The 25,996-nt window shown below is 72.5% G+C and carries 20 protein-coding genes; 7 read left to right on the forward strand and 13 right to left on the reverse strand.

Annotation, left to right across the window (positions count from 1 at the left end):
- Positions 1 to 783 (reverse strand): maltotransferase domain-containing protein (locus ACIP5W_RS34980; RefSeq protein ID WP_401481995.1); only part of this gene is annotated, 783 nt, incomplete at its 3' end.
- A 972-nt stretch (positions 784 to 1,755) separates the two neighbouring features.
- Here ACIP5W_RS34980 and ACIP5W_RS34985 point away from each other — a divergent pair.
- The 3 genes from ACIP5W_RS34985 to ACIP5W_RS34995 all read left to right on the forward strand — a co-directional run bounded on the left by ACIP5W_RS34985 (position 1,756) and on the right by ACIP5W_RS34995 (position 5,383).
- Entirely contained in the window at positions 1,756 to 4,374 is a 2,619-nt protein-coding gene (locus ACIP5W_RS34985; protein WP_401481997.1) for a glycosyltransferase family 1 protein, read from the forward strand.
- A 276-nt stretch (positions 4,375 to 4,650) separates the two neighbouring features.
- Complete coding sequence (locus ACIP5W_RS34990) at positions 4,651 to 4,932, forward strand: type II toxin-antitoxin system Phd/YefM family antitoxin (RefSeq protein WP_401481999.1); 282 nt, start codon at positions 4,651 to 4,653, stop codon at positions 4,930 to 4,932.
- Positions 4,925 to 5,383 (forward strand): PIN domain-containing protein, encoded by a 459-nt coding sequence (locus tag ACIP5W_RS34995; protein ID WP_401482001.1) that lies wholly within the window; start codon positions 4,925 to 4,927, stop codon positions 5,381 to 5,383. Before ACIP5W_RS34990 ends, ACIP5W_RS34995 begins: the two co-directional genes overlap by 8 nt.
- A 175-nt stretch (positions 5,384 to 5,558) precedes the next feature.
- On the opposite strand, the gene ACIP5W_RS35000 is transcribed toward ACIP5W_RS34995, so the two are convergent.
- The 3 genes from ACIP5W_RS35000 to ACIP5W_RS35010 all read right to left on the reverse strand — a co-directional run bounded on the left by ACIP5W_RS35000 (position 5,559) and on the right by ACIP5W_RS35010 (position 7,398).
- On the reverse strand, positions 5,559 to 6,152 hold the full coding sequence (locus ACIP5W_RS35000) for a YdeI family protein (protein ID WP_401482030.1): 594 nt from the start codon (positions 6,150 to 6,152) through the stop codon (positions 5,559 to 5,561).
- A 200-nt stretch (positions 6,153 to 6,352) separates the two neighbouring features.
- Positions 6,353 to 6,532 carry a DUF397 domain-containing protein gene (locus ACIP5W_RS35005; RefSeq protein WP_401482003.1) on the reverse strand — a complete coding sequence of 60 codons (180 nt, stop codon included), beginning with the start codon at positions 6,530 to 6,532 and terminating at the stop codon, positions 6,353 to 6,355.
- An 11-nt stretch (positions 6,533 to 6,543) separates the two neighbouring features.
- The gene (locus tag ACIP5W_RS35010) at positions 6,544 to 7,398 is read right to left on the reverse strand and encodes a helix-turn-helix domain-containing protein (protein ID WP_401482005.1); all 855 of its coding nucleotides are present in this window, start codon (positions 7,396 to 7,398) and stop codon (positions 6,544 to 6,546) included.
- Positions 7,399 to 7,623: 225 nt separating this feature from the next.
- Between ACIP5W_RS35010 and ACIP5W_RS35015 the strand changes: the two genes are divergently transcribed.
- From ACIP5W_RS35015 to ACIP5W_RS35030, 4 genes are all read left to right on the forward strand, one after another.
- Positions 7,624 to 8,100, forward strand: coding sequence for an ATP-binding protein (locus tag ACIP5W_RS35015; protein ID WP_401482007.1), 477 nt, complete (start codon positions 7,624 to 7,626; stop codon positions 8,098 to 8,100).
- Between the two features lie 150 nt (positions 8,101 to 8,250).
- Complete coding sequence (locus ACIP5W_RS35020; protein WP_401482009.1) at positions 8,251 to 9,867, forward strand: alpha-1,2-mannosidase; 1,617 nt, start codon at positions 8,251 to 8,253, stop codon at positions 9,865 to 9,867.
- A gap of 288 nt (positions 9,868 to 10,155) precedes the next feature.
- The gene (locus ACIP5W_RS35025) at positions 10,156 to 10,389 is read left to right on the forward strand and encodes a hypothetical protein (RefSeq protein ID WP_401482011.1); all 234 of its coding nucleotides are present in this window, start codon (positions 10,156 to 10,158) and stop codon (positions 10,387 to 10,389) included.
- A 23-nt stretch (positions 10,390 to 10,412) separates the two neighbouring features.
- Positions 10,413 to 11,315 (forward strand): DUF2637 domain-containing protein, encoded by a 903-nt coding sequence (locus ACIP5W_RS35030; protein WP_401482013.1) that lies wholly within the window; start codon positions 10,413 to 10,415, stop codon positions 11,313 to 11,315.
- A gap of 54 nt (positions 11,316 to 11,369) precedes the next feature.
- Here ACIP5W_RS35030 and ACIP5W_RS35035 read toward each other — a convergent pair whose 3' ends face one another.
- From ACIP5W_RS35035 to ACIP5W_RS35075, 9 genes are all read right to left on the reverse strand, one after another.
- Complete coding sequence (locus ACIP5W_RS35035) at positions 11,370 to 11,885, reverse strand: DUF1990 family protein (protein WP_401482015.1); 516 nt, start codon at positions 11,883 to 11,885, stop codon at positions 11,370 to 11,372.
- Positions 11,886 to 11,955: 70 nt separating this feature from the next.
- The gene (locus ACIP5W_RS35040) at positions 11,956 to 13,620 is read right to left on the reverse strand and encodes a M4 family metallopeptidase (RefSeq protein ID WP_401482016.1); all 1,665 of its coding nucleotides are present in this window, start codon (positions 13,618 to 13,620) and stop codon (positions 11,956 to 11,958) included.
- A gap of 321 nt (positions 13,621 to 13,941) precedes the next feature.
- Positions 13,942 to 15,987 carry a M4 family metallopeptidase gene (locus ACIP5W_RS35045; RefSeq protein WP_401482018.1) on the reverse strand — a complete coding sequence of 682 codons (2,046 nt, stop codon included), beginning with the start codon at positions 15,985 to 15,987 and terminating at the stop codon, positions 13,942 to 13,944.
- A 299-nt stretch (positions 15,988 to 16,286) separates the two neighbouring features.
- Positions 16,287 to 18,125 carry an ABC transporter ATP-binding protein gene (locus ACIP5W_RS35050; protein ID WP_401482020.1) on the reverse strand — a complete coding sequence of 613 codons (1,839 nt, stop codon included), beginning with the start codon at positions 18,123 to 18,125 and terminating at the stop codon, positions 16,287 to 16,289.
- Positions 18,122 to 19,927 (reverse strand): ABC transporter ATP-binding protein, encoded by a 1,806-nt coding sequence (locus ACIP5W_RS35055; RefSeq protein ID WP_401482032.1) that lies wholly within the window; start codon positions 19,925 to 19,927, stop codon positions 18,122 to 18,124. The genes ACIP5W_RS35050 and ACIP5W_RS35055 overlap by 4 nt, the downstream gene beginning before the upstream one ends.
- 23 nt (positions 19,928 to 19,950) lie before the next feature.
- Positions 19,951 to 21,813, reverse strand: coding sequence for an ABC transporter ATP-binding protein (locus ACIP5W_RS35060; protein WP_401482022.1), 1,863 nt, complete (start codon positions 21,811 to 21,813; stop codon positions 19,951 to 19,953).
- Positions 21,810 to 23,705, reverse strand: coding sequence for an ABC transporter ATP-binding protein (locus ACIP5W_RS35065; RefSeq protein ID WP_401482024.1), 1,896 nt, complete (start codon positions 23,703 to 23,705; stop codon positions 21,810 to 21,812). The genes ACIP5W_RS35060 and ACIP5W_RS35065 overlap by 4 nt, the downstream gene beginning before the upstream one ends.
- Before the next feature lie 278 nt (positions 23,706 to 23,983).
- Positions 23,984 to 24,487: an ATP-binding protein gene (locus ACIP5W_RS35070; RefSeq protein ID WP_401482026.1), complete on the reverse strand. Its 504-nt coding sequence runs from the start codon at positions 24,485 to 24,487 to the stop codon at positions 23,984 to 23,986.
- A 371-nt stretch (positions 24,488 to 24,858) separates the two neighbouring features.
- The gene (locus ACIP5W_RS35075) at positions 24,859 to 25,626 is read right to left on the reverse strand and encodes an enoyl-CoA hydratase/isomerase family protein (RefSeq protein ID WP_401482028.1); all 768 of its coding nucleotides are present in this window, start codon (positions 25,624 to 25,626) and stop codon (positions 24,859 to 24,861) included.
- Positions 25,627 to 25,996 lie beyond the last annotated feature (370 nt).

Below are 25,996 nucleotides of genomic sequence, written 5' to 3' on the forward strand. Positions count from 1 at the left end.
CGTGCCGTGCGGACGCTCGGCAGTGCCCTCCGAGCGCGGGAAGAACTCGTACCAGGAGCCGTACAGCGCCCGCTCCCGCTCCACCAGCAGGGGCAGCGTCTCGGACTCGGTGACCAGCTCCCGCACCGGATGGCGGGCCAGGACCACGTCCACCTCGGGGTCGAGCGCCGCCGCCAGCCGGGAGGCCGCGGGACGGGCCTCGTCGCGCAGGGCGTCGACCGCGGCGAGCAGGACGTCCCGCTTCGCCCGGGCGTCGGCGTCCGCCTCGGGCACCCCGGCGGCGGCGCGCTCGTACAGCCGGGCGCCCTCCTCCAGGACCAGGTCGGTGTCGATGCCCGCGGGGATCTTGATGCGCGCGTGGTGCCGCCAGGTGCCGACCGGGTCGCCCCAGGCCTCCACGGTGTACGTCCAGCGGCCCGGCTCGTCCGGGGTGACGTCGGCGCCCCAGCGGTCGGTGCCGGGGGCCAGCTCGCGCATCGGCGTCCAGGGGCCGGGGCGGCCGTCGGGGCCGCGCAGCACGACGTTGGCGGCGACGGCGTCGTGACCCTCGCGGAACACGGTGGCCGAGACCTGGAACGTCTCTCCGGCGACCGCCTTGGCGGGGCGGCGGCCGCGCTGGACGACCGGCCGGACGTCGAGGACGGGTATGCGCCCCACGGCCGTCCCGTCACCCGCGGAGGATCGCTCCGGGGCCGGCGGTCCGGCGGCGGCGGGACGCACGGGGGGTGGTGCCGCGGTGCGAGGGGGTGTCGGGGGTGCTGACGAGTGGTGCGTGGCGGGCATGACCGCTCCTGTCCGCATCAACGAGGGTGGGCGGATGGATGTGGGGAGGTGGGTCCTGCGACATACGTACGGGGTGGTTCCGGGTGGTGCGGGGGTGTGCCGGGAACCGGGCGCGCCGGGGCGCGGTCCGGCAGCCGGGTGCCGGGGTCGGGCGCGTCGCACGGCGTGCTCTCGTCGTACGGCGTGCTCTGGTCGTACGGGTTCTGTACCGGAGGAGCCTTCCCACCCTATTCGGGTGAGCAATCCGGCACGTTGTTAACTGGTCGCGCGCATGTATTCATGAAGTCTTGCCTCTTCCGTGGGGCATTTCCGGTGAGCGCGGCACCCGCCGGAATTCGTCCGGCGAAGTGGGAACCCGGCCGGACACCTTGCCGTTCGCGACCCTCGAGACCAGGTCCTTTTCCACCGGCGAAGGGTCCCTCGGGTGCGCGGCCGGAGACGGTGCGGTCACGTCCGCGACGTACGGTGGCGCCGCAGCCGTACCGGAAGCCGCACCGGAACAGGTCGCGTGTCCCGTGTCGCTCGTGTGCCCCGTCGCGCCGGTGAAAATCCCCGGGGCGTTTCGTGGTGCCCCGGGGTGAACGGGCCGAGCGCCGATCCATGGTCCGGGTTCCCCTCCTCGGCTCGGTGCGTGGCGGCGGTGCCGGGTGCGACCCCCGCAGCCTCTCGTGCGGCGCGAAGTGTCACAAGGTGGCCCGTGGGGGTGGAATCGGCCATAAAGGGGCGCACTCGGGGGCTCCAGAGCGCCGGGCAGGGCGGCAGCGGGGGCCGGGCGGGCCGGCCGGGCCGCCCCGGGGCCGTCCGGCGGCGGCCGGTGTCGTCCGGTGTGGCGTGAAAAGACCCGTCGGCGGCCGAAAGCGCGGGTCCGGCGGCGGCGGCCTCCAGCAAGTCCGGCACCGACGCCGGTACCGTCGTCAGAGACGTTGACGCACACTGCCGTGCGCCACTTCCTCACGCACGCCGAGGTGGAATGTGAAGGCGATCCGTCGATTCACTGTCCGACCCCTTCTTCCCGAACCCCTCCGGCCGCTCAGTGATCTCGCGCGCAACCTGCGCTGGTCATGGCACGCGGAAACCCGTGAACTCCTCCAGCAGGTCGACCCCGATCACTGGGCGGCCTCGGGCGGCGACCCCGTACGGCTGCTCGGAGCCGTGGACGCGGCACGCCTCCAGGAACTGGCCCGGGACGACCGCTTCCTGGGCCGGCTGACCGCCGCCGCCGACGATCTGCACGCCTACCTGACCGGCGACCGCTGGTACCAGCAGCAGTCCACCGAGCTGCCCGCCGCCGTCGCCTACTTCTCCCCCGAGTTCGGTGTCACGGCCGCCCTGCCCCAGTACTCCGGCGGCCTCGGCATCCTCGCCGGCGACCACCTCAAGGCCGCCAGCGACCTGGGCGTCCCCCTCATCGGGGTCGGGCTGCTCTACCGGCACGGCTACTTCCGCCAGACCCTCTCCCGCGACGGCTGGCAGCAGGAGCACTATCCCGTCCTCGACCCCAACGAACTGCCGGTGACCCAGCTGAAGGAGCAGGACGGCACCCCCGCCCAGGTCTCCCTCGCCCTCCCCGGCGGAAAACAGTTGCACGCCAGGATCTGGCTGGCCCAGGTCGGCCGGGTGCCGCTGCTGATGCTCGACTCCGACGTCGAGGAGAACGACCCCGGCGAACGCGGGGTGACCGACCGGCTCTACGGCGGCGGCAGCGAGCACCGGCTGCTCCAGGAGATGCTGCTCGGCATAGGAGGTGTCCGGGCGGTACGCGCCTACTGCCGGCTGACCGGGCACGCCCCGCCCGAGGTGTTCCACACCAACGAGGGGCACGCCGGGTTCCTCGGCCTGGAGCGGATCGCCGAGCTGTGCGACGAGGGGCTCGACTTCGACTCCGCCCTGGAGGCGGTCCGGGCCGGAACCGTCTTCACCACCCACACCCCCGTCCCGGCCGGCATCGACCGCTTCGACCGCGAACTGGTCGCCCGGCACTTCGGACCCGGCGCCGAACTCCCGCGCATCGACGTCGGCCGCGTCCTCGCCCTGGGCAGGGAGACCTATCCGGGCGGCGAGCCGGGCCTGTTCAACATGGCCGTCATGGGCCTGCGCCTCGCCCAGCGCGCCAACGGCGTCTCCCTCCTGCACGGCCAGGTCAGCCGGGAGATGTTCGCCGGCCTGTGGCCCGGCTTCGACCCGGAGGACGTGCCCATCACCTCCGTCACCAACGGCGTGCACGCCCCCACCTGGGTCGCGCCCGAGGTGCTGCGCCTGGGCGCCCGGCAGATCGGCGACCGGCGTGCCGAGGACGCGCTGAGCGTCGGCGGCTCCGACCGTTGGGACTCCGTCGCCGAGATCGCCGACGAGGAGATCTGGAACCTCCGCCGCGACCTGCGCGGGCAGCTCGTCACGGAGGTACGGGACCGGCTCCGCGCCTCCTGGCGGCAGCGCGGCGCCGGCACGGCCGAGCTGGGCTGGATCGACGGCGTGCTCGACCCCGACGTCCTCACCATCGGGTTCGCCCGCCGCGTCCCGTCGTACAAACGGCTCACGCTGATGCTGCGGGACCGCGACCGTCTGACGGACCTGCTGCTGCACCCCGAGCGGCCCGTCCAGATCGTCGTTGCCGGCAAGGCGCACCCGGCGGACGACGGCGGCAAACGCCTCGTCCAGGAACTGGTCCGGTTCGCGGACGACCCGCGCGTCCGCCACCGCATCGTCTTCCTCCCCGACTACGGCATGGGGATGGCCCAGAAGCTGTACCCCGGCTGCGACATCTGGCTGAACAACCCGCTGCGCCCGCTGGAGGCCTGCGGCACGTCCGGGATGAAGGCGGCCCTCAACGGCTGCCTCAACCTCTCCGTCCTGGACGGCTGGTGGGACGAGTGGTTCCGGCCCGACTTCGGCTGGGCCATCCCCACCGCCGACGGCTCCGGCACCGACACCGACCACCGCGACGACATCGAGGCGGCGGCACTGTACGAGCTGCTGGAGCAGCGCGTCACCCCGCGCTTCTACGAGCGCGGCGCGAACGGCCTGCCCGACCGCTGGATCGAGATGGTCCGCCAGACCCTCACCCACCTCGGCCCCAAGGTGCTGGCCGGCCGCATGGTCCGCGAGTACGTCGAACGGCTCTACACCCCCGCCGCCCAGGCCCACCGGGCCCTGGACCCCGACGCGGCCCGCGACCTCGCCGCCTGGAAGGCGAAGGTGCGTGCCGCCTGGCCCGCCGTCACCGTCGACCACGTCGAGACCTCCGCGACCGCCCCGACCGCCGAACTCGGCACGACCCTCGCCCTGAGGGTCCGCCTGCGCCTGGGCGACCTCACCCCCGACGACGTCGAGGTCCAGGCCGTCTCCGGCCGCGTCGACGCCGAGGACCGCATCACGGACGGCACGGCCGTCCCCCTGAAACCGGTGGGCGGCCCCGACCTGGAGGGCAACTGGCTCTACGAGGGCCCCCTCTCCCTCGACCGCACGGGCCCCTACGGCTACACGGTCCGCATCCTCCCCGACCACCCGCTGACCGCGTCGGGCGCGGAACTGGGACTGGTGGCGGTGCCTTCGGAGGAACTGGTGGAGGGGGCGGGGGTGTTGATGCGGTAGGGGGTTTCCGGTTCTTCGTCCCTATCTCTTCTTCGTCTCTTCGTCGCCGGGGCTCGGGGGAGTCCCGGCGACGGCCGTTCACTGTCGCTGTTGCTTTCGGACAGCGGGCTGCCGTCCACGATCAGCACGCTGTCCTTGGCACGTCCGACGTGCCCGGCGGACGAGCATGCCGGCCGACATCCGTCGATCATTCATGGGACAGCGCCTGGAAGCGGCCGGTCGAAGAACACCCCTCCTTGCGTGGTACGTCGTGGTACGTCGTGGTACGTTCGGAGCATGGCCGCAGACCCGAGTCAGTCCGAAGTCGTACCGCTCCGGGCGCTCAACCAGCCCAGCAAGATCGCGGAGCGGGTCGAAGCGGGGGCGACCCTGATCGTCACCCGGAACGGCCGGCCGATCATGGGCATCGTCCCGATAGAGCGTCTGGACGAGCCTGTCCATCAGTTCCGTACCGACCCCATGGGGGACCTGGACATCCCCGATCTCGACCTGCCCGCCGTCACGGACGAGGAGATCGGCGCCACCCTGCGCGGGATGGGAGGCGGCCTCGATGACTAGTGTGCCGGTCGCCATCGCCGACACCAACGGCCTCTACCGCGTCCTCGCGAAGAAGGATCCGCGTCACGCCGAGCACGTCGCCGCGCTCGCCCGCATCGGCCACTTGGTGGTCTCGCCCCTCGTCCTCGCCGAACTGGACTACCTCATCAGCGAGAAGAGCGGGAGCCGTGCGGCCGGCATCGCCCTCGACTTCATCGGCAAGCAGGCGGATCTTCAGCGATTCGAGATTCCGGATGTCGGCCCCCACTTCCGTACGGCCGTCAGCGTCGCTCAGGCCTGTCAGGATCTCGGAGGCGGCAAGGGCGTGGGTCTGACGGACGCCATGAACGCCGCCCTCGCCGCCGCCTACCGGACTGACGCCGTCCTCACCACGGACAAACACTTCCGCGTCGTACGCCCCCTGACCCGACACGACGCATTTCGGCTCTTGCCCGACGATCTCGACGGCTGACGCGTCCACGGGTCTCTTCAGCGTCCGCGCGGCCCTGGGCGGGTCCTTGAAGCGGTGCGTCAGGGGCGTACGAGCCGGGCGCCGCCGCGGTGAGGACGACGTCCGGCTCGTCGTTCTCGCAGAGGTGGACGTTTCCGGTGGGGAGACGGTGACGTGGACCCGGTCCGGCCCGTGACTACGGGTGCGGCTTCTCGCCCTTCGCCAGCATCGCCACGTACTTCTCGATGCGGCGCGCCCGGGTCTCGGCCTTCTTGGCGTCCTGGATCCGGTACAGGATCGCGTAGCGGTTCTGCCGGTCCAGCGTCCCGAAGAACTCCGCCGCGGCCGGGTCGGCGGCCAGGGCCGCCGCGAGGTCGTCCGGCACCGTGGCGGTCCGCACGCCGTCGTAGGCCGCCTCCCAGCGGCCGTCCGCCTTGGCGCGGTCGACCTCGGCCTGCCCCGGCGGACGCATCCGGCCCTGCTCGATCAGGGCGGTCGCCTTGTCCCGGTTGACCTTGGACCACCTGCTGCGCGGCTTGCGCGGAGTGAACCGCTGGAGCCACCACTGGTCGTCGAACGCGGCCTTCTGACCGTCGATCCAGCCGTGGCAGAGCGCCACGTCGAGCGCCTGGGCGTAGTCCAGCGCGACGATTCCGGGACCCTTCTTGCGAAGCTTGAGCCAGATGCCGGGCGAGACGGCGTGGTTCTCGCCGAGCCATGCCTCGAACGCCCCGGCGGATTCGAACGCGACGATCTCCAAGTCCTGAGTCACCCCGGCAGCGAACCACATCAGGCCGGTCCGCATGAGACTTTCGGGCACGGCCCCGGGTGTGGGGTGCCCGCGGTTCCTGCGTGATCGCCCCGGTCACGATCTTCTTGCGGTCGCCGGGAAGGGGCACACCCGGCTCGCGCTCCAACGCGCCCCAGTCCGCTTCTGGCAACGATGCGGGTCTTGCGGGCCCGAGGGACTCTGCCACGGTTTCCTCGGCGTCACGCGTCACCCTTGAGGCCCGATATCAGGGCACGCAGGCCAGGTGCCGTCGTAGTGAGGACGGTGTTTGGGTCGTCGCTCTCGCGGAGGTGGACGGTTCCGGTGGGGGAGGTGGCGACGTAGACGCAGTTCGAGCCGTCTCCGCTGAAGGAGGACTTCTGCCAGCTGAGGTCTTGCACGGCTGTTCCTTTCACAGGGACTGGATGCGGTGGTGGATGAAATCGCGTGACTCGGCGGCTGTCAGGGCGCAGGACTCCATGCGGTCGAGCACGGCTCGGTACTTGTCCAACTGCGCTGCCGCGTCGAGGAACTCGCAGGCGCCGTGGTGCGAGTCCAGCTGAACCGTGTCGAGTTGGGGTACCGGTCCCTCCGCATAGTCGAAGGACTGGCCGGTCGTGGGGAAATCGTTCGTCTCGAAGGGGATCACTCTGATCGTGACGTGGGGCAGTTCGCTCATGTCGATCAGGTGCTTCAGCTGCCCGCGAGTGACGACGGGGCCGCCGAAGCCCATGCGCAGGGCCGCCTCATGGATGATCGCCGTGTACGGCGCCGGGTTCTCCCTGTGCAGGACACCCTGGCGCTTCATGCGGTGGGTGAGGCGGTGTTCGATCTCGTACTGCCGCATGGGCGGGACCACGGCCTGGAAAAGGGCTCGGGCGTGGTCGGTGGTCTGGAGCAGTGCCGGGATGTGGAAAAGGAGAGCCACGCGTAGTGCAGTGGCGTGGTGCTCCAGTTCGGCCAGGTCGACGAGCGCAACCGGCACGTGATCGCGGTACTCCTCCCACCAACCGCGTGTACGACGGCCCGTCATGGCGGCAAGGGCGTCGACCAGCCTTCCGTCGGAGCAGTCGTAGCTGTGGGCCATCGAGCGGACCCGGTCGGCGCTTACTGGTGTGCGCCCCGTCTCGATCATGCTGATGCGCGCCTGGTTGACGCCGAGGAGTTGGGCGGCGCCGGTGGTCGAGAGCCCGGTGCGCTCACGGAGTTTGCGCAGTTCCGCGCCCAGCCTCCGCTGACGGAGCGTGGGGCTGTTGGTGGGCGGCACGGCGTCTCCTTCCTGGCCGCAAAGCGGCGTTCCATCCCTCACACGAGTGAAGGTTGGAGGATTACTGTTCAGTTTGTTAGAGGTATCTAACCATCTGCTCTACCGTGGTTGTCGCCGCTCAACAGCCCCAGCCCATAAGCCGGAAGCGCACCCACCAGGCACTGCCACCGCCCGGCGCGGGCCATGAGCGAGTCGTTCGATTCCCCTTTCCTCGGAGGAGTTCTCATGGTCACCGTAGCCCCGCCCGACACCTGGGTGTACGCCCTTCGGCTGCCGCACGACCCCCGCGCCGCACGGGTCGCACGTATGACCGTGCGGGCGGTGCTCCGCGGGCACGGGAGGGAGGAAGTGCTCGAAGCCGTCGAGCTGTTGGCCTCCGAGCTGGTCACCAACGCCTACCTGCACACCAGGGGGCCCGCCTCCCTGCGGATGACCGCCCTGAGCGACGGGCGGATCAGGGTCGGCGTGTGGGACAGCCATCCGTACGTCCCGGCGCCCTTCGCCAAGCCGCCCGGTGACCGGGTGCCGCCCGCCGGGACGGACCGGGAAGGCGGGCGCGGGCTGTACCTCGTGCAGGAGTACGCGGACTGGTGGGGCGGGTGGCCGCTGGAGGGCGGCCGGCTCGGACGGGGTGGGGGGAAGTTGCTGTGGTTCGAGGTCGGCGGGGCGGGGGTGGCCTCGGAGGGTGGGTCCTCTCGGTGACTGGAAGACAACTAGCCTCAGTTGAAGGTGACTTGAGCGGTCCGTTGTCAGTGGCCCCCGATAGGTTCTGCATGCTCCGCAGGTCGCAGAGCCCCGCCGCGCACCTCGTGGCCGGTACGACCGGCATGCCCGGACGACGTAGGGACACCCATGGAACCCGTATTCGCCGACTTCTCCACCGACCCGGCCCAGCTGTCGAACGCCGTGGTCGCCCACCACCGCTGCGGGATCGCCCCCTCGCACCTCGCGCTGGGCGCCGGCGGGTACATCAGGCTGGACTTCACGGTGGGGGAGCGGGAGGAGATCGCCGAGGCCGTCGTCGCGGTGACCGTGCTCGGTGCGGGTGCTCCGATGGACGTCCTGCTCAACGGCAAGGCGCTCGCCGAGCAGTTGGCGACACCGGGGGACGAGGGGGGAAGAGGGCACAGCGATCCGCGGGTCACCGTGCTCAGCGTGCCGGGGGAGCTCCTGGCCGCGGGCGACAACCTGCTCGAGATACGCAACCCGGAGGGTGCGGAGGGGCTGCTGCGGCTGCGGGCCGTGACCGTGGACCCCGCGCACGACCGGGGGCGGTCGGAGTGTGCCCGGGAGGCACGGGCGGCCGGGCGGTCCGTCGTCGCCTTCACCACCGAGGTCCGTGCCCCCGGCTCTGCCGCCTGGCAGACCGGGTCCCGGCTGCTCTTCCATATCGACAGCATCCACAGCGGCGGCAGCGGCGGCAGCGGCGAGCGGGCCCTGCCCGCCCACCTCGCCTGGCGCGGGGCGGACGGATCGGAGGCGGTGATCGGGCTGCGCGCGGACCTGTCCGGTTTTCTGGGCCACCGGACGACGGCCGACGGCGCGGTCGTCGAGTACCGCGGCACTCTCACCGGCCGCCGGGCTTATCCCGAGGGCACGGCCGGAGCCCCGCTGCACCGGTTCTCCACCGAGGAGGGGCACGACGGCGCCTGGTCCCCCTCCGGCGAGCTGCGGCTGCTGCTCGACGACGGCGGGGCGCCCGTGCAGCGCGTGTCCTGGACCGACCGGCGGGGCAGCACCGCCTCGGTCGTCCTCGGCTCCGTCCACGGGCCCGGCGCGGCGGAACCCGTCGGCGAGCTGCGGGACATCACCCGTACGGTCGTCGACGTCGAGGCGAGCGACGAGTTCGACCTGGTGGGTGAGGTCGCGGAGAACCTGCTCACCAAGTCCTGGAGCAAGTGGCTGGCCAACGACGAGACCGCCGAGCTGGACTTCACCCTCGAACGCCCCGCCGCCGTCGCCGCCTACCGGCTGACCTCGGCGAACGACGCCCCCGAGCGGGACCCGCGGGACTGGGAGCTCCAGGGATCGCACGACGGCATCCACTGGACGACCGTGGACTCCCGCACCGGCGAACACTTCCGGCAGCGCCACGAGACGAAGGAGTACGCCGTCGCCTCACCCGCGTCCTACGCCCGCTACCGCCTGAGCATCACCTCCAACCAGGGCTCCGACCAGACCCAGCTCTCCCGGGTCCAGTTCCTCGCCGCCGAGGCCCCGGCCGCCGGGCCGGCGCGGCGGGCCGCCGACTTCACCGGCTACCGGGCGCCGCGCGGGGGCGACCCCGTCGGATACCGGGGCACGGCCGTCCCCGGCCCCTGGTCCGACGCCCCCGGCCAGGTGGAGGGGAGGGAAGCGGGGCAGGCCCTGCAGCAGCTGCTCGCCGGCGACCTCGGCGAGACGGCCCGTGGCCTGGACGACGCCGCCCGGCTCATCGGCAAGCTGGCGGCGTACCTGAGGAATTCCTGACGCCATGGCGGGTGACCGGTCGAAGGTGGACGCCCATCGGTCCGGGGTGACGTCGCGGGGACCGGGTGCGGCGGGACTGCCGGACCGTGCCGTCTCCCGAACAGCCGAATGGCGAGAGGTTTTTCGAGTTTTCGGCCGCCGGGCGGTCGTAGTGCCTCCGCAGTCCCGATCCGCCGCTTCATGTTTTTGTCGGGCAATTGGTTTGTTCCCATTCCGGTGCTACATGCGGTCTGCATATTCCCCCCGAATGCACCACATCACCTCCCGCGTGGCGCTCGTTAGGTGGGGGTGACAGAGCAAGAAGAACCCGGAGAGGCGACCCTGTCGTCGGCAGTCGGCGGTCGTGTGTTCACTGGCGCCGGAGTGCAGCTCCGTACCTCATCGGACCTGCTGGAAGATTTTCAGAACACCATCGACGTCATCGAAATGGAATATCTGAGGGGGATGGGGAGGATTCGCGGCGGCGAAACTCCTGCGAAGTCCGTCCCGTCAGGGTCTCGTGCGCTCGACATGACGTCCTGAAACAGGGCGCGGAGAAAAATCAGATGGACAGGTCAAGTAATAACGGCCCCTTCTCTACGCAGCATTACGTTCCCAGGGCGGGAGAGGGGCCGGGGGGCCGTCGGTACGACAGCATTCCCTTCCCGATCCAGCAGTCCTGGGACGGCCCGCCGCACGCCGGAGCCTGGGACAACCCGCCGCACGCCGGAGCCTGGGACGGCCCGCCGTACGCCGGCGCCTGGGACAGCTCGCCGTACGCCGGCGTCCGGGACAGTCCGCCCCACGCCACCGTGTGGGACAGTCCGCCGCCCGCCACCGCTTGGGACGACGCACCGCCCGCCACCGTGTGGGAGAGCGCACCGCATGCCGCCGTGCTGGACGGCTGGGACCCGGACGAAGAGCTGGCCGCGATGCTCTCCCCGGCGCAGGGCCGGCAGTCCTCTCCCGACCCCCTGGAACGATCCCACCACAGACGTGAACGGCGGCGGAAGCGGCGTCAGGAGCCGGACCCCCCGGCCGGTCGACGCATCACCCACGCCACGCTCCTGATCGCCGCGATCTTCGTGTGCGCGGCGTGCCTGCTGGGCTGGTCGGTCGCCTACACCTACGGGCAGCTCCGCGTGATCGCCGAGGGCATGCTGCCCGACGCGGTGGCGCAGTGGTGGCCGCTCGCCGTGTACGGGCCGTGGTTCGTGGCAGCTCTGTCGATCCTGCGGGCCACCGTGCAGCACCGGCGCGCGCGCCGCTCCTGGAGCGTCCTCCTCACGGCCTCCGCCGTGGCCGCGGCCCTGTGCGTCGGCCACTCCTCCCGCTCGCTCATGGCGTTCGTGATGTTCGGGATGCCGCCCGTCACCGCCCTGGTGTGCTTCTGGGAACTCATCGGCCAGATCTCTTCCAGGAAGGAGTCCCAGCAGGCAGCGCACGCGCAGCGGAGTCCCGGGACGTGAGGAGCCCCGCCGCCCGGCCGGCCGGACGAGAGGTCGCCGCGTGAAGAACCGGTGTCACGCGTCCTCGCCGCCCGACAGGCGGCGCAGTACCGCTCCGCACCTGCGGGCGTACGCCTGCTGCAGCTGCCGGGTCGCCGGGCCGCCCGCGCGGGCGTACCACTTGGCCGGGCGGCTGAAGGCCGCGACCGTCAGCCAGACCGTGCCGTCGCCCGTGCGGTCGACGACGAAGGACTCCTCGCCGGACTCCGGGTGGCCGGGCAGGGTGCCGTAGGCCCAGCCGGCGCGGCGGCGTTCCTCGACCGTCCAGACGACGCGGCAGGGGGCCTTGACGACGCCCGCCAGGGTGACCGTGACGTCCACGCCCCGGGCCGCGCGGTCGGCGGTCGTCTCGACGCCGACGCCGAGGGCGCGGTGCATCTCCCAGGTGAGGACGGCCTCGGCGGCGCGGCGGAAGACCTCCTCGCCCTCGCCGAGGCGCGTGCGCACGTGCAGGGCGTGGAAGCCGGGCGGGCAGAAGCCGGGCTCGCGGGTGGCGCCGACGTCCTCGTACGTGAAGTCCCCAACTGACATGGGACCCAAGAGTAGGGCGGCACCCGGGGAGTCCTCCTCCCGGGTGCCGCCCCGTCTCACGAGCCGGTCGTCAGGCGACGTTGACCGCCGTCCAGGCGGCCGCGACCGCCTTGTACTCCGCGCTGGTGGAGCCGTACAGGGCCGACGCCGCGTTCAGCGTCGCCGTGCGGGCGCCCGCGTAGTTCGTGGTCGACGTCATGTACGTGGTGAGGGCCTTGTACCAGATCTGGGCCGCCTTGGCGCGGCCGATGCCGGTGACCGTGGAGCCGTTGTAGGTCGGGGAGTTGTAGCTGACCCCGTTGATCGTCTTCGCGCCGCTGCCCTCGGAGAGGAGGTAGAAGAAGTGGTTGGCCGGGCCGGACGAGTAGTGCACGTCCAGGTTCTTCAGCGTCGACGACCAGTAGTTGGCCGAGGCGCCGTCCTTGCTCGGCTGGTCCATGTAGCGCAGCGGGGTGCCGTTGCCGTTGATGTTGATCTTCTCGCCGATGAGGTAGTCACCGACGTCGGAGGAGTTCGCCGCGTAGAACTCGACGGCCGTGCCGAAGATGTCGGAGGTCGCCTCGTTCAGGCCGCCGGACTCGCCGGAGTAGTTCAGGCCCGCCGTGTTCGAGGTGACGCCGTGGGTCATCTCGTGGCCGGCCACGTCCAGCGAGGTGAGCGGCTTGGTGTTGCCGGAGCCGTCGCCGTACGTCATGCAGAAGCAGCTGTCGTCCCAGAACGCGTTGACGTACGCGTTGCCGTAGTGGACGCGGGAGTAGGCGGCGACGCCGTTGTTCTTGATGCCGTTGCGGCCGAAGGTGTTCTTGTAGAAGTCCCAGGTGGTCTGGGCGCCGTAGGCCGCGTCGACGGCGGCCGTCTGGTCGGTGGAGGAGCTGGAGGCGGCGCCGGTGCCCCAGGCGTCGTCCGTGTCGGTGAACAGCGTGCCCGCCGAACTGCTGGTGCTGCGGGCCTTGTTGTACGTCTTGTGGCCGCCGCGCGAGGTGTCGTACAGCTGGTACGTCGAGCCCGAGAGGTACGTGCCGAGGGTGACCGTGCCGGAGTAGAGGCTCTTGCCGGTGCCGGTCTCGATGCCCTGGTACTCGTACAGCTTCTTGCCGGTCGCCGCGTCGGTGATGACGTGCAGCTCGTTGGGGGTGCCGTCGTCCTGGAAGCCGCCGACGACGGTCTCGTAGGCCAGGACCGGCTTGCTGCCGTTGCCCGCCCAGATCACCTTGCGGGGCGCCTGCGAGGCCTCGGTGTCCTCGGAGCCCGCCGCCTTCGCCAGCGACAGCGCCTGGCTCTCGGCCTTGGCGGCGCCCACGGCCGGGGTGGTCGAGGCGACCTTGATGGTGGCCGTCGTCGCCTTGGTGACGCCCTTGTCCGCGCCGGTCGCCGACTCGTGGACGACCAGGTCGCCGCCGAGGACCGGCAGGCCCGCGTAGGTGCGCTCGTAGCGGGTGTGGACCGTGCCGTCGGCGTCCTTGACGACGTCTCTGACGACCAGCTTCTCCTGGGCGCCGAGGCCTATCTCCTGCGCGGTGGAGGCGGCGTCGGCCTGCTTGTCCTGGATCAGGGCGGTGCGGGCGGCCGGGGCCAGCGGGGTCGGAACGGCGAGGGGCTTGGCAGCCGTCACGTCCGCGGAGGTCTGGGCGGCGGCGCTGCCGGTGGTGAGTCCGGTGGTGACGAGGGCCCCGGCTGCGACGGCGGTGGCGATGGCCAGGGTGGTGCGCTTGCGACGCGCGTAGAGGGAGGACACACAAGCTCCTTGGATGTGGGGGTGTCCGGACGGCGTGGGGTGGCCGGCCGTGACGGCTGTGAAGTTGTGCGGCGGGTGACAGGAAGACTGGCATCCAAGTCGCGTACATGTCAGGACCCCGAAGTGATGTTGACCGAAAATCGACCAACCGATGAACATTGCCGTTGTGTGAACGGGCGTGACCTCGGTCAAAGACCAACAGCGGGCGGGCAATCGGATGGCAAAAAGAGGACGCCGCCCCGGTGGCCGAAGCTCCGGAGCGGCGTCCTGTGAGTGGGGGGTGGGCCGCTGTGCGGCCCCCTGTCACGGCGCGGCGGCGACCTACGGGAAGGTCAGCGACCAGCCGTTGATGTAGCCCGTGTCCGCGGCCGCGTTGTCCTGGACCCGCAACGTCCAGACACCGTTCGCGACTTCGGAGGACGCGTTCACCGTGTACGTGGTGTTGAGGTTGTCCGCGCTGCCGCCGGTGCCGTACGCCTTCAGCGTGTACGCCGTGCCGTCGGGGGCGAGCAGCTGCACCTGGAGGTCACCGATGTAGGTGTGGACGATGTCGACCGCCACCGCGAGGTTGGACGGCGCGTTGCCGGTCCGGCCGGAGACGGTGATCGGCGAGGTGACCGCCGCGCCGTTGTCCGGAATCGATACGTCGGTGGTGGACTCGAAGGTGGTGCCGCCACCGCCGCCACCGGGCCGCGAGCCGACCGCGATGCCCGCCCACGCGTTCTGCACCGCCGTGTACTCGGCGCTCGTCGTGCCGTACAGCTCACCGGCCGCCGCGAGGGTGCCGGTGCGGGCGCCCGCGTAGTTGGTGGTCGAGGTGAACTTCGTGGTCAGCGCGCGGAACCAGATCTTCTCCGCCTTGTCCCGGCCGATGCCGGTGACCGGCAGCCCGTCCGAGGTGGGCGAGTTGTAGGTGACACCGTTGATGGTCTTGGTGCCGCTGCCCTCGCTCAGCAGGTAGAAGAAGTGGTTCGCCGGGCCCGAGGAGTAGTGCACGTCGATCGAGCCGATGCCGGAGTACCAGCTGTCCTTGGACGCGCCGTCCTTGCTCGGCTTGTCCATGTAGCGCAGCGGCGTGCCGTCGCCGTTGATGTTGATCTCCTCGCCGATGAGGTAGTCACCGACGTCGGAGGAGTTGTTGGCGTAGAACTCGACGGTCGAGCCGAAGATGTCCGAGGTCGCCTCGTTCAGGCCGCCGGACTCGCCGCTGTAGTTGAGGCCGGCCGTGTTGGAGGTGAGCCCGTGGGTCATCTCGTGCGCGGCCACGTCGATCGACGTCAGCGGGTTGGCGTTGCCGGAGCCGTCGCCGTACGTCATGCAGAAGCAGCTGTCCGACCAGAACGCGTTCACGTAGTTGTTGCCGTAGTGGACGCGGGAGTACGCCCCGACCCCGTCGCCGCGGATGCCGGAACGCCCGTGCACGTTCTTGTAGTAGTCCCAGGTCAGCTGGGCGCCGTAGGCGGCGTCGGCGCCGGCCGACTCCAGGTTCGACGCGCTGCCGTTGCCCCAGACGTCGTCGGGGCCGGAGAAGAGCGTGCCGGTGCCGGAGGTGCCGCGGTTGAGGTTGTACGTCTTGTGGCTGCCGCGGGTGCCGTCGGTGAGGTTGTACGTCGACCCGGACTGCGTGCTGCCGATGGTGACCTGACCGCTGTACACCGTGTTGCCGGTGCCGGTCTCGATGGCCTCCCACTCGTACAGCTTGGCGCCCGTGGTGGCGTCCGTGACGACGTGCAGCTCCTGCGGGGTGCCGTCGTGCTGGAACCCGCCCACGACCGTCTCGTAGGCCACGGTCGGCGTGCCGTTCGCGGCCCAGATCACCTTGCGGGGCTCGCGGTTGACGTCGGGGCTCTTGGCGTTCTCCGCCTTCGCCGCCGACAGCGCCTGCGCCTCGGCCTTGGCCGCGGGCACCTTGGCCGTGGTGGTGGCCGGCTTGATGGCGGCACGGGTCGCCTTGACGACGGACTCCGTCGCGCCGGCCGGGGTGGACTCGACGACCAGGTCGCCGCCGAGGACCGGCAGGCCCGCGTAGGTGCGCTCGTAGCGGGTGTGGACCGTGCCGTCGGCGTCCTTGACGACGTCCCGGACGACGAGCGCCTCCTGGGCGCCGAGGCCCAGTTCCTTGGCCTGCTGCGCCTTGCCGGCGTTCGCGTCGCGGATCAGCTCGGCGCGCTGGGCGGGGGTGAGGCGGACCGACTCGGAGCCCGGTATCGCCTGGCCGGCCGCCCGCGGCGACTGCCCGGGGGCGGCCGTCGCGGCACCGGACTGCACGGCGGCGGCGATGAGCGCGGAGACGCCGACGAGGGCGAGGGCCGCGGCCCTGCGGGAGGGGGTGTGGGAGGTGTGTCTGCGAGAGGGACTGCTGCTCAACACTGACTCCTTCTGCGCGGCCGCGGGTCACGCGGCCGGGGGAGACCGCACGGCGGGTGGGCCGCGCGGGCACAACTGGGGCCGTACGCAGAACGGGTGACGCTGTGGGGTTGCTGTGCAGTAGCAGTGGGAAGAGTGGCAGCCGACAGCGCTATCTGTCAGGAGCGCGTCAGGAAGTTGGCTGGAAACGGTTCGTTGTCCGGGAGTTCATGTTCGATATACGGAGATATCACCGCGGGCCACCCGCGGACCTCGCCCCCGTACGGCGTCCTGCGCGCGCCGCCCCCCCGTACCGAGTCCTACGCGTCCCGCCGCTCCCCGTGCCACGTCCCCCACAGGGCCGCGTACGCCCCGCCCGCCCGCACCAGCTCGTCGTGCGTGCCGAGTTCGGTCAGCCGGCCGTTCTCCATCACGGCGACCCGGTCCGCGTCGTGCGCGGTGTGCAGCCGGTGGGCGATGGCGATGACCGTACGCCCGCGCAGTACGGCGGCCAGGGCGCGCTCGGTGTGCCGGGCGGTCGTCGGGTCCAGCAGGGCCGTCGCCTCGTCCAGGATCAGCGTGTGCGGGTCTGCCAGCACCACCCGCGCCAGGGCGAGCTGCTGCGCCTGCGAGCCGTCGGTGCGGCGCCGGTCCGCGCCCACCTCCGCGTCGAGACCGCCGGGCAGCTCCCGCACCCAGTCCGCCGCGCCGACCGCGGCCAGCGCCGCCCACAACTCCTCGTCCGTCGCGGCCGGTTCGGCGATCAGGAGGTTCTCGCGGACCGTGCCGAGGAAGACGTGGTGCTCCTGGGTCACCAGGACGACCTGCCGGCGCAGCGCCTCCGGAGCCAGGTCCGCGACCGGCACCCCGCCCACCGTGACCGAACCCGCCGTCGGCGCGTCCACACCCGCCAGCAGCCGGCTCAGCGTCGTCTTGCCCGCACCCGAGGGGCCCACCACCGCGAGCCGCTCCCCGGGCCGCACCGTCAGGTCCACCCCGCGCAGCACCTCGCCGCCGCGGTCGTAGGCGTACCGCACGCCCGTCACGTCGATCCGGTCGTCCGCCGGGGCCGGCGCGCCCCCCTCCGGCCCGGACCGCGGAGCCCGCGCCAGCCCCTCCACCCGCGCGAACGAGGCCCCGCTTCCCTGGAGTTGCTCGACGCGCATCAGGATCTCGTCGAGCGGCCCGGTGAACTGCCGCAGATACAGGGCCGCCGCCACCACCGCCCCGAGGCTCAGCGCGCCCCGCGCGTGCAGCACCCCGCCCACCAGCAGGACCCCCGCGACGGGCAGCGTGTACGACACCTCCACCACCGGGAAGAACACGCTCCGCAGGAACAGCGTGTGGAACCGCGCACGACGCGACACCTCCAGCGCGTCCCGGCTCGCCGCCGTCCGCCGCTCCTGGAGCCGGAACGCCTCCACCGTGCGGGCCCCGCCCGCGGTCTCCGCGAGGACGTCGGCGACCTCCGAGGTGGCCGCGCCCTCGGCGAGGTACCCGGCGCGCGCCCGCCGCAGGTACCAGCGCAGCGCCCACCAGATCGGCGTCAGCCCGAGCACCCCGACCACGCCGAGCAGCGGGTCGATCACGAACACCGCGCCCAGCAGCGACAACGCCTGCATGCTGCAGACCAGCAGCTCGGGCCCGGCGTCCCGCAGCGTCGTGCCCACGGCCGCCACGTCGGCGGTGCCGCGGGTGGTGAGGTCGCCGGTGCCGGCCCGCTCCACCACCGACGCGGGCAGCGCCAGCGTCCGCTCGACGAAGCCCTCCCGCACCCGCGCGAGCGTCCGCTCCCCGAACCGGTGCCCCGCGTACCGGGCCCAGCGGGCCAGCAGCAACTGCGCCAGCGCGCACCCCAGGATGGCCGCGGCCAGCCGGTCCACCCCCGCCACGCCGCCGCCGGAGCGCACCTCGTCGATGATCCGGCCGACCAGCCAGGGCCCGGCCAGACCGGCCGCGGCGGCCAGCACGTTGAGCGCCAGGACGGCGGCGAAGGCCCGCCCGTCGGCCCGCACGAGACGGCCGGTGGCCCGCCGCACCTCGGCCGGCGAGGCCACCGGAAGCCGCCCTGCCGCCCCCTCACCGCCTCCGGCCGAGACCTTCCCGTCCGGCCCGGCCGAGACCTTCCCGTCCGGCCCGCCCGAGCTGCCCGCCGTCATCGAACAGCCCCCTCCACGGTCCCGTCCCCTGCCCCGCTGCTGTTCCGTGGCCCCTGGAGGGCCTGCGCGTCCCGCACGACTCCCGCGTCCTGCGCGTCCTGCGCGTCCTCCGTGTCCCGCGCCACCAGCGCCCGGTATCCCGGTTCCGTCTCCAGCAGCACCCGGTGCCGCCCGGCGGCCGCGAGCTTCCCGTCCACCAGGTACAGCACCCGGTCCGCCTGGTCGAGCAGCAGCGGGGAGGTGCTCGTCACGACGGTCGTCCGGCCGGCGCGCGCCCCGCGCAGCCGCCGCGCGATCGCCGCCTCGGTGTGCGCGTCGAGCGCCGACGTCGGCTCGACGGCGAGCAGCACCTCGGGGTCGGCGAGCAGCGCCCGCGCCAGCCGCACGCGCTGCCGCTGGCCGCCGGACAGGCTGCGGCCCCGCGCCGCCACGGGGGAGTCGAGCCCGTCCGGCAGTCCCTGCACGATGTCCTCGGCGGCAGCCGCCCGCAGCGCCCGGCCGATCTCCGCGGCGGACGCGTCCCGCCGCCCGCCCACCAGCTCGCGCAGGCTGCCGGCGAACAGGTCCGCCTCGTTGTCCGCGACCAGGATCCGCTCCCTCACCCGCGCCGGTCCCACCTCGTCGAGACGTACGCCGCCCCAGGTGACGTCGGTCGGACCGTACCGGCCCAGCCGGTCGATCACGGCGGCCGTGTCGGCGGGCCGCGCACCGGCCAGCGCCGTCAGCAGACCGGGCGCGATCCGCACACCGGAGGCGGGGTCGTACAGCACCGCCGGCCCGGCGGGCGCGTCGGCGGTACCGGTGACCGGGTCGTCCGGCTCCAGCCGCAGCAGCCGTACGACCCGGCGCGCGGCGACCACGCCCCGGCTGAGCTGGTAGCCCATGTCCACGACGAACGCGACCGGGCCGACCAGTACGGCCACGTAGCCGTACACCGCCACCAGCTCGCCGACGGTCAGCTCGCCCCGGGCCGCGAGCCGGGCCGCCAGCCAGGTCACCACGGCGAGGAACACCGTCGGCAGGCCCATGCCGAGGGCCTGCATCCAGCTGGTGACCGCGCCGACCCGGTAGCCCTGGGCGCGCAGCCGCTGCGAGTCGCGGTGGAAGGCATCCGCGATCAGGCCCTTGCCGCCGAGGCCGTTGAGCACCCGCAGCCCGCCCGCGAGGTCGCCGATCCGCGCGGTGAGCACGCCCTGCCGCTCCCGGTACTCGCCCTCGGCGCCCTGGAGCCGTCCCATCAGCGGGCCTACCAGCACGGCGATCACCGGCATCCCCAGCAGCACGACCGCCGCGAGCAGCGGCGAGACCGACAGCAGCACCCCGGCGACGACGACGTAGACGACGACCGAGCCGACGCCCGGCCCGATCATGGTCAGGGACGTGGCGATGGTCTGCACGTCGCCGACGCCGATCGTGACCACCTCCCCGGCCCCGATCCGGCGCGGCAGCGCGGCGCCGAGCCGGACCGTGTGCCCGACGACCACCTTGACCGTGCGGAAGTTGGCGTCCATGCGCACCCGGGTCATGGTGCGGTGCCGGAGGATGCTCACCCAGGAGTTGAACGCCCCCACCAGCAACAACGCGGCCGTCCAGCCCACCAGCGCGGCCGTGTCACCACCCTCGAGACCGTCGTCGACCGCCCTCGACATCAGGTACGGCGCGACCGCCATCAGCACCATCCAGACGCTGGACAGCACCGCTCCCGCCACCGCCCGTCCCGGCTGGCGGCAGGTCAGCCACCACAGGTACGACCAGCCGCCGCGGCGGTCGGGTGTGCCGGGGTCGGCGTAGGCGTCGATCAGTGGCCCTCCCGCGCGCCGGACCCTCATGCGAGGCTGTCCCGCCAGGCGCGGTGCAGGTCCGCGAACCGGCCGGTGCCTGCGACGAGTTTGTCCGGGGTGCCGTCCTCGACGATCCGGCCGTGCTCCATGACGAGCACCCGGTCGGCGATCTCCACCGTCGACAGCCGGTGCGCGATCACCACCGCCGTACGGCCCTTCAGGACCGTCGCCATCGCCGCCTGCACGGCCTGCTCGCCGGGCACGTCGAGCGAACTGGTCGCCTCGTCGAGGATCAGCACCGCCGGATCCGCGAGCAACGCCCGTGCGAACGAAACGAGTTGGCGCTGACCGGCGGAGATGCGACCGCCGCGCCTGCGGACGTCCGTGTCGTAGCCGTCGGGCAGGGAGCTGATGAACTCGTGCGCGCCGATCGCCTTCGCCGCCCGCTCGACGTCCTCCCGGCTCGCGTCCGGCCGCCCGAGCGCGATGTTGTCGGCGACCGTCCCGGAGAACAGGAACGACTCCTGCGTCACCATGACCACCCCGCGCCGCAGCTCGGCCGTCGCCAGCTCGCGCAGATCGACGCCGTCGAGCAGCACCCGGCCCGCCGTCGGGTCGTAGAAGCGGGCGAGGAGCTTGGCCAGGGTGGACTTCCCGGCGCCGGTCGAACCGACCACCGCGACGGTCTGTCCGGCGGGCAGGGTCAGGTCGAAGCGGGGGAGGACCTCGCCACCGGTGCGGTAGCCGAAGCCGACGCCGTCGAAGACGACCTCGCGGCCGGGCATGCCGGGCCGGCGGGCCGGCAGCTCCCGGGGCGCGGCCGGCTCGGGCACGGACGGCTCCTGGGCCAGCAGCCCCGCGATCTTCTCCAGGGAGGCGGCGGCCGACTGGTAGGAGTTGAGGAACATGCCGAGCCGGTCGATCGGGTCGTACAGCCGCCGCAGGTACAGCACCGCCGCGGCCAGCACGCCCAGCGCCAGCGAGCCGTCCGCCACCCGCTGGGCGCCCCACAGCACGATCAGCGCGACGGCGGTGTTGGCGACCAGCCGGGAACCGACGACGTACCGGGCCATCTCCAGCAGCGCGTCGCCGTTGGTCCGCTCGTGCCGCTGGTTCAGGACCCGGAAGTCGGCCTCGTTGACGGCCTCGCGGCGGAACGCGCGCACCGGCCGGATGCCGTTGACCGTCTCCACGAACTTCACGATCACGGCGGCGATGGCCGACGACCTGGCGGTGAACACCCGGCCCGCGCGCCGCTGGTAGACCCGGACGAGGAGGTACAGCGGCCCGAACGACGCCACCGCCACCGCACCGAGGCCCAGGTCCAGCCAGAGCAGCATCGCCGAGATGTAGAGGAAGGACAGGACGACCGTCACCAGCTCCTGGAGACCCTCGCTGAGCAGTTCGCGCAGCGACTCGACATCGGTGGTGGAACGGGAGATGAGCCGGCCCGAGGTGTACCGCTCGTGGAAGTCGACGCTCAGCGCCTGCGCGTGCCGGAAGATCCGGCCGCGCAGGTCCAGCAGCACGTCCTGGTTGACGCGGGCGGAGGCGATCAGGAACGCGTACTGGAGTCCGCCGCCGGCCAGCGCGCACCCCAGGTAGCCGACGCCCACCGCGACCAGCGGCCCCAGGTCGTCCTCGCGGAACGCCGGTACGGCACGGTCGATGGCGTACGCCACCAGCAGCGGACCCGCCTGCACGGCCGCCTGCTGGAGCAGCAGCAGGAACGTGGTGAGGGCGACGCGCGCCCTCATCGGGGCGAGCAGCGAGCGCAGCAGGGTGCCGGTGGCGCCCGGCGGGGTCGGCAGGACGTCCCGGTCGAAGGCGTCGGCGTCCTCCCGGGCGGCCGTCGGGTCCCGCTCGTCGTCGTCGGCGGTGGGGGAGGCGGTCGTGGGCGCGGTCATCGGCGGTCGGCCTCCTGGTCCCCGGACATCAGACGGGCGTACTCGGCGTGGGTGCGGAGCAGTTCGTGGTGGGTGCCCACGGCGGTGATCCGGCCGCCCGACAGCAGGGCGACCCGGTCGGCGAGCAGCACGGTGGACGGCCGGTGCGCGACGATCAGCGCGGTCGTGTCGGCGAGGACGCGGCGCAGGGCGGCCTCCACGGCGGCCTCCGTGTGGACGTCCAGCGCGGACAGCGGGTCGTCGAGCACGAGGAACCGGGGCCGGCCCACCACCGCCCGCGCCAGCGCGAGGCGCTGCCGCTGCCCGCCGGACAGGCTCAGCCCCTGCTCGCCGACCTGGGTGCGGGTGCCCTGCGGCAGCGCGTGCACGAACTCGGCCCGGGCGACGGCCAGCGCCCGCTCCAGGTCGCCGTCGTCCGCGCCGCCGCCGGCGCCCATCAGCACGTTCTCCCCGACGGTCGTGGAGAACAGCGTCGGCTCCTCGAAGGCGACGGCCACCTTCGCGCGCAGCTCCTCGCGGGGCATCGCGGTGATGTCCTCGCCGTCGAGCGTGATCCACCCGGAGGTCACCTCGTGCAGCCGCGGCACGAGCGCGGTGAGCGTGGTCTTCCCACTGCCGGTGGCGCCCACCAGCGCCATGGACTCGCCGGGCCGGACGTGCAGGTCGACCCGGTCGAGGACGGGCGGGGAGTCGGGCTCGGCGTCGGGGTAGCGGAAGGTGACCCCGTGGAACCGCAGGCCCCCTTCGGGGAGCGAGGCGTACCGGGCGGGGGCCGCCGGAGCCGAAGCCGGGTCCTCCGTGACGGGGGCTGCCGGAGCCGGCCGTTCCGTGACGAGGGCCTGGGCCGGGGCCTGGGCCTGTGCCGGGGCCGGTGGCCGCCCGACGGGGACCCCGTCGTCCTCCGGCTCCGCGTCCATCACCTCGAAGTACCGTTCCGTGGCCGTCGCCGCCTCCTGGCTCATCGCCAGCAGGAAGCCGATGGAGTCCACCGGCCAGCGCAGGGCGAGGGCCGTGGAGAGGAAGGCGACCAGCGTGCCCGCGGACAGTTCGCCGTCCGCGACCTGCACCGTCCCCAGCACCAGCGCCGCGCCGATCGCCAGCTCGGGCAGGGTCACGATGACCGCCCAGATCGTCGCCAGCAGCCGCGCCTTGTGCAGTTCCGTCCCGCGCAGCGTCGACGACAGCTCGCGGAAGGCCCGCGCCTGGCTGCGGTGCCGGCCGAAGCCCTTGATGATCCGGATGCCGAGGACGCTCTCCTCGACGACCGTCGTCAGGTCGCCGACCTGGTCCTGGGCGCGTCGCGCCACCCGCGCGTACCGGTTCTCGAAGATCACGCACATGACGATCACGGGGATCGCGGGCCCGAGGACGACCAGCCCGAGCGTCCAGTCCTGAAGCAGCATGATGGTCACGCCGACGAGGATCGTCACCCCGTTGACCAGGAGGAACGTCAGCGGGAAGGCGAGGAACATGCGCAGCAGCATCAGATCGGTGGTGCCCCGGGACAGCAGCTGCCCCGACGCCCACCGGTCGTGGAAGGCCACCGGCAGCCGCTGCAGGTGCCGGTACAGGTCCGCCCGCATCTCCGCCTCGACGTGCGACAGCGGCCGTGCCACCAGCCAGCGCCGCAGCCCGAACAGGAGTGCCTCCGCGAACCCGAGCAGCAGCAGGTACAGCGCGCCCAGCCAGACGCCCGCCGAGTCCCGGTCCGCGACCGGCCCGTCCACCAGCCACTTGAGGACGAGCGGGATCACCAGCCCCGTGCAGGAGGCGACGACCGCGACGGCCGCGGCGGTGAACAACCGCGCCCGGACGGGCCGCACGTACGGCCACAGGCGCAGCAACGTCCGTACGGCGGAACGGTCCTTGGTGGGTGCAGGTGTCGTGGGCATCAGGAGCGAGCCTACGGATAGCCACTGACGACGCCCACCGAGTTTCGGCCGGGCCGGGCTCGGTCCTCGGACCTACGACCTGCGCGTTCGGGTCCTCGAACCGGTCGGGCCGGGGGCCGGTGGCAGGCCGGTGTCATCCGATCGGCCCATGCGGGTTCGAACCGGTCCCGGGCCGACCGGCGGTGGTCGGCCCGCAGCGGCCGGCCACGAGTGGCCGCCCCGGAGCGGCCGACGGGGAGGGAGCGCAGGGGAGGGAGCGCAGGGGAGGGCCGGGCCGGTCAGCGGTCGGCGACCCGCATCTCGAACCAGGTCGTCTTGCCGCGCGGCAGCAGGTCGACGCCCCAGCGGTCGGACAGCTTGTCGACGAGGAACAGCCCCCGGCCGCTGACGTCCGTCTCCTGGACCGGCATCAGACAGGGCAGCCCCCGCGAGGGGTCCCGGACCTCGACGCGGATCCAGCCCCGCCGCCTGCGCAGGCGCAGCCCGAAGACACGGGCACCGGTGTGGCGTACGGCGTTGCCGACGAGTTCCGAGACGAGCAGGACGGCGTCCTCGGTCATCTTGGGGGTGAGCTGCCAGCGGCGGAGAACGATGACCTGGGTGAGGCGCCGGGCCGTGGCGGCGGATTCGGGGCGGGACGGCAGCTGGACCTCCGCTTCCGTGGGGTCACCGAACAACTCCAGTGCCTTGAGCGCCCGTTCGTCCTCGACCGCAGGCGACCAGCGTGCCGCGGCCACACGCCCGTGCCCCCGCGGCTGTTCGATACCCTCCAGCCCCGCCATGCCCCCCATCATGGCGGCCCGGGGCCTCGCGCGGGGCCGTTCCGGGGGAATGCGCCCCCCGGAAGCTCTCATTCCGCGCGAATCGGTCGGCATGCGCCAGAGGTGCTCGGGTGACGGATGCACCCCCTCTGACCTGGGACGACACCTCGTCGAGAGGTGATCGGCGGGCTCCCTCGGCGAGGCGGCCCCGAGGTCGGCGCACGGTGCCGGCGAAGCGCCCCATCGGGGGACCCGCGAAGAGCCCGGACGGGATCCGGGGCCGGAACCCGGCCCCGCCCCGGATGAGACACTCCGTCAATTGCAAGGGCTTCAGGCGGCCTTCGGCGAGACGAGTCTCACACGGCCCCGCCCCGGGTGCCGGTGGAACGGCCTCACCGGAACTTCGCCTTGCCCGGCCCCTCCTCCACGAAGCTGCGCATGCCGATCTCCCGGTCCGGGGTGGCGAACAGGCCCGCGAACCAGTTCCGCTCCACCGTGAGACCCGTCTCGATGTCCGTCTCCAGACCGGTGTCGATCGACTCCTTGGCCGCCCGCAGCGCGAGCGCCGGACCCTGCGCCAGCTTCGCCGCCCACGCGTGCGCCTGCGCGTACACCTCGTCGGCCGGGACCACCCGGTCCACCAGCCCCAGCGTCAGCGCCTCGTCCGCCTTCACCATGCGGCCGGTGAAGATCAGGTCCTTCGCCTTGGACGGGCCGATCAGCCGGGACAGCCGCTGGGTGCCCCCCGCGCCCGGGATCAGACCGAGCAGGATCTCCGGCTGGCCCAGCTTCGCGTTCTCCGCGGCGATCCGGAAGTCCGCGCACAGCGCCAGCTCGCAGCCGCCGCCCAGCGCGTATCCGGTCACGGCCGCGACCACCGGCTTGGGGATGCGGGCCACCGCCGTGAAGGCGTCCTGGAGGGCGCGGGCGCGCAGGACCATGGCCGTGTGGTCCATGAGCTGCATCTCCTTGATGTCCGCGCCCGCCGCGAACACCTTCTCGCCGCCGTACACGACGACGGCCCGCACGTCGTCACGGCGGCCCGCCTCCTCGGCGAGTTCCTTCAGCCGGTCCTGGGTGGCCACGTTCAGCGCGTTCATGGGCGGGCGGTCCAGGCGCAGCGTGCCGACGCCCTCGGCGACTTCGAGATTCACGGTCATGCCCAGCAGGTTAACGGGCACTAACGGCGGGAGGTCCGGTGCCGTGGGTCACATGGGTGGGGCCGGGGGTCCGGGGGTTGTCCCCGGGGGGTGCCGTACGGGTACTGACGGCGGGAGGTCCGGTGCCGTGGGTCACATGGGTGGGGCCGGGGGTCCGGGGGTTGTCCCCGGGGGGTGCCGTACGGGTACTGACGGCGGGAGGTCCGGTGCCGTGGGTCACATGGGTGGGGCGGGGGGGCGGGGGGTTGTCCCCGGGGGGTGCCGTACGGGTACTGACGGCGGGAGGTCCGGTGCCGTGGGTCACATGGGTGGGGCCGGGGGTCCGGGGGTTGTCCCCGGGGGGTGCCGTACGGGTACTGACGGCGGGAGG

This window comes from Streptomyces sp. NPDC088766, assembly GCF_044750845.1.
GTDB lineage: Bacteria > Actinomycetota > Actinomycetes > Streptomycetales > Streptomycetaceae > Streptomyces.